General features: G+C 67.6%; 3 protein-coding genes and 1 pseudogene. 2 read left to right on the top strand and 2 right to left on the bottom strand.

The window, feature by feature from the left end; all coding sequences use genetic code 11:
- Window positions 1-276: 276 nt before the first annotated feature.
- Both ACIQU6_RS44010 and ACIQU6_RS44015 read right to left on the bottom strand, forming a co-directional pair.
- Window positions 277-517, bottom strand: a pseudogene (locus tag ACIQU6_RS44010) (transposase); the annotation flags it as partial.
- A gap of 171 nt (window positions 518-688) precedes the next feature.
- A complete protein-coding gene (locus ACIQU6_RS44015) occupies window positions 689-1,840 on the bottom strand; it encodes an ISAs1 family transposase (protein WP_403488248.1) in 1,152 nt (383 codons plus the stop codon).
- Between the two features lie 359 nt (window positions 1,841-2,199).
- On the opposite strand from ACIQU6_RS44015, the gene ACIQU6_RS44020 reads away from it, so the two are divergent.
- Window positions 2,200-3,135: a transposase gene (locus ACIQU6_RS44020; RefSeq protein ID WP_403488250.1), complete on the top strand. Its 936-nt coding sequence runs from the start codon at window positions 2,200-2,202 to the stop codon at window positions 3,133-3,135.
- 8 nt (window positions 3,136-3,143) lie between these two features.
- Window positions 3,144-3,560 carry a transposase gene (locus ACIQU6_RS44025; protein ID WP_403488252.1) on the top strand — a complete coding sequence of 139 codons (417 nt, stop codon included), beginning with the start codon at window positions 3,144-3,146 and terminating at the stop codon, window positions 3,558-3,560.
- Window positions 3,561-3,631: the final 71 nt, after the last annotated feature.

The following is a 3,631-nucleotide window of genomic DNA, read 5'->3' on the forward strand; positions in this document are numbered from 1 at the left end:
GATGTCCTACCAGCCCTTCAACCGCCCCCTCGACCTACTGAAACTCCCCTGACCTGCCCAAACATCCCAACACCCGGACTTTGCAACAGCCCTGGGTTCGTCGGAGAGTGTCTGGTGTGGTTTTCCGCGGCGGGGCAGTGGAAGGCCCTCGTCGTCGACACCGACTACGGTGTGACCCGGCCGGCGTTCCTCCTCGCCTACCAGGCCTCGGCAAAGATGTAGCGTAGGGCGTCTTTTCGCAGGTCGGCGGGCATGAATGCCTTGATCATGTGGGTTGACCTGCTGCCCGTTGTCGGTCAGCAGCGCGATCATCAGCGCGGCCCCGCCGGCGTTGAGGTCGATTGCCCAAGTCACGGGCGCGCCCTTCGCTCAGCGCGAGGACATCGGCGATCAGCTTGCGCAGCGCGGTCTCGTCGTTGGCCACGCGGCGCGACAGTTTCTGCCCGCCATCGGTGTCGATCACCGTGCAGTGATGCTCGGCCTTGCCCGCGTCCGTACCGGCCCAGAGTTCGGGCACATACCGGCCCAGAGTTCGGGCACATTCACCTCCGAAGTCGTTCCTGTCCTTGCCCCAGCAGACGACCTCGCCAGCGTGTCCTTACCAAGCGATCGTGTCGCCAGCATCCCAATGAGTGGCCGAGTCGTCCAGGGCAGTTCCAAAGTCCTTTGATCTTGGTGTAGTTGCTGGTCATGGGGTGGTGCCGAGGAGGTCAAGGGGGTGGGTGAAGGGTTCGTAGGACATTTCGCGGAGGCCGGCGGCGATGCTGGTGTGGCCGTGCTCGCGGAGCTTGTTGATCGCGAGGTTGCGCAGGGTAGCCATGTTCTCCGGCCCGTGCCCGGTGCGGATCTTGGAGGCATCCTCGGCGAACGTGACGCCTCTGACATGGTGGATGGCCTCGATGCTCCACTGTGACCTGGCGAGACGGCCGATGAGCTGTGGTGATGCCTCACGTGCCGTCATATCCGTGATCGCGTAGACAGACTGACGGGTGACCTTGCCACTCTTCAGGTCGGTCCGGTGGCGCAGGATTTTCACCGCCTGGACCACGTGCGGGAAGTCCAGACCGAGGCCGGTGACGGTGAGCGTGCGTACCGAGCGGGTCTCGCGTCGTTCGTGCCCGCGTTCGCGGTCGTAGCGGCGGGCGGTGACGTCCTTCCACGGTAGGGCCCGGACCTCCGCGTGCAGGTTCGGCTGGTTGCCCTTGATCACCAGCAGGTAGTGAGCCCTCTTCACTTCCACCAGCCACTTCGCGTGCTCGCGCTGGGTGTGCAGAGCGTCGGCCGTCACCACGGTGCCGACCAGGTCGAACGGGGCGAGTAGGGCGGTGAATGCGGAGATCTCGTTGGTCTTGTCCGGCACCCGCAGTTGGCTCACGACACGGCCGGCCGCTGTGACCGCGGACAGCAGGTGGGCGGCGGGTGCGGTATCGGTGCGCGAGCCACGGGCGCTCTTGCCGTCCACCGTGACCGACTCCGCCCTCACCGGAGCCTCGCCGGCCAGGTCGGCCAAGCCACCCGGACAGACGACGGAAACGATCCTCCGGATCGTCGACCGGCTCGGTGCGATCCGCACGTTCAGCGAGGTCAGCAAGCGTGCCCCGCACCGGGCCAATGTCTGCTGCGGGGCGCTGCGGGCCCACTGCCCGATCGCCGCATACGAGCGCGCGCCCGCTGCCACGGCACACGCGGCGATCAGCAGCACCGCCACGAACGGGTGACGCACACCCCGGCGATGGCGCGGGTCCGGGAGCCTGACCAGCCGCTCCGCGAACGGCAACCCCGAACGCTCCGCCGGTGACGGCAACTTGACGAGACAGACGGTGGCAGACTGACGGCACATCGAGGCTCCGGTTCGAGACGGTGACTGGCAAGGTCATCCGTCCACAACGGGAGCCTCGTTTTGTTCGTAGCGGCCCTCACCGACATCGTCACCACGCCGTGACCAGCAACTACACCAAGATCAAAGGACTTTGGAACTGCCCTGGACTCCGTTGCTCAATTGCCTGTCGGGTGAGGTGTCGTTGACGGCATGATCGGTTCTGCGGTGGGGGCCGGTCGTGTGGTGTTGGTGGGGGGAGGGAAGCGATGTCGATGCAGTCCAGGGGTCTGCCGCCGGTTCCGGAGCAGACGGCGGTGGTGGCCCGGGCGGCGTTCCCTGAGGGGAGCCTGCCAATCCGGGTCCGGGACCATCTGGCCGGGGTGTTCGCCGACGAGCCGTTCGCCGGTGCATTCGGAGTGCGGGGTGCCCCGGGCCTGTCGCCGGCAGTTTTGTCGCTGGTCACGGTGCTGCAGTTCGCCGAGAACCTGACCGACCGGCAGGCCGCGGACGCGGTGGGGGATCGCCTGTCGTGGAAGTACGCGCTTGGACGCGAGCTGACCGATGCCGGCTTCGATTTCACCGTGCTGATCAAGTTCCGCGCCCGTATCACCGGGCACGGCCTGGAGCGGGTGGTCTTCGACCGGCTGGTGGACCACTGCCGGACGGCCGGGCTGGTCGGCGCGGGCGGCAAGCAGCGTACCGATGCTACCCATGTCATCTCCGCGGTGCGGGACCTGAACCGGCTGGAGCTGGCAGGGGAGAGCGTGCGCGCCGCGCTGGAGGCCCTCGCGGTCGCGGCCCCCGCCTGGCTGGCCGATCGGGTCGATGTCGCCGAGTTCGCCCACCGCTACGGGGCGCGGGTCAACGGCTGGACGATGCCGTCTTCCCAGGTCAAGCGGGACCGGCTGGCGCAGGTGTTCGCGCAGGACGGCTACGCGCTCGTGCGGGCCGCCTACCAGCCCGGCGCCCCAGTGTGGATCCGCGACGTCGAGGCCGTGCAGGTCCTGCGGCAGATGCTGATACAGACCTACAGTCTGCGCACCGACAGCCGGGGACGGGAGGTGATCACCAAGCGGGACGCCGACCAGGAGGGCGTCCCGCCCGGCAGATCACGCCTGGCCTCCCCCTATGACCCCGACGCCCGCTGGGCAGCCAAGGGCGAGGAGTTGTTCTGGTGCGGATACAAGATCCATCTGACGGAAGCTGCGACACTCCTCCCGAAGCCGAAGCCGAAGCCGAAGCCGAAGCCGAAGCCGAAGCCGAAGCCGAAGCCGAAGCCGAAGCCGGACGGCGCGTCGACCCGAGGCCGAACCTGATCACCGACGTGCACACCACAGACGCGACCGTGCCGGACGTCAAGGTCACCGCCGGCATCCAGCAGAGCCTGGCCGAGCGTAGCCTCGCCCCGGGCGAGCACTACCTGGATGCCGGCTATCCCTCGGCCGGCCTGGTCACCGCCGCCGCGAAGCAGGGCATCGCCATGGTCACCCCGCTGCTGGCCGACCACTCCCCACAGGCCAAGGCCGGTGCCGGATACGCCAAGAGCGCCTTCCGCATCGATTGGAAGTCCCGAACCGTCCGCTGTCCCGAAGGATCCACCAGCGTCGGCTGGCACCCGGTCACCCAGCACGGACACGACGCCCTCGTCGTCGAGTTCGACCGGCGCACCTGCCGGGCCTGCCCCGCACAGAAACAGTGCACCACCTTGGCGTTTAAGGTCCGCCCGTGGTCAGCTCGTTGAGCTGGCCACGGGCTTCGCCGTTCTGCAGGCAGAGGGACGGCCTTTGCGTGATCATGTCTTCTCGCTGAAGA

Source organism: Streptomyces sp. NPDC090442, assembly GCF_044769405.1.
Taxonomy (GTDB): Bacteria; Actinomycetota; Actinomycetes; order Streptomycetales; family Streptomycetaceae; genus Streptomyces.

Coding starts and splice junctions, on each gene's coding strand:
- ACIQU6_RS44015 (WP_403488248.1), bottom strand. CDS start 1,840: ATGTGCCGTCAGTCTGCCACCGTCTGTCTCGTCAAGTTGCCGTCACCG.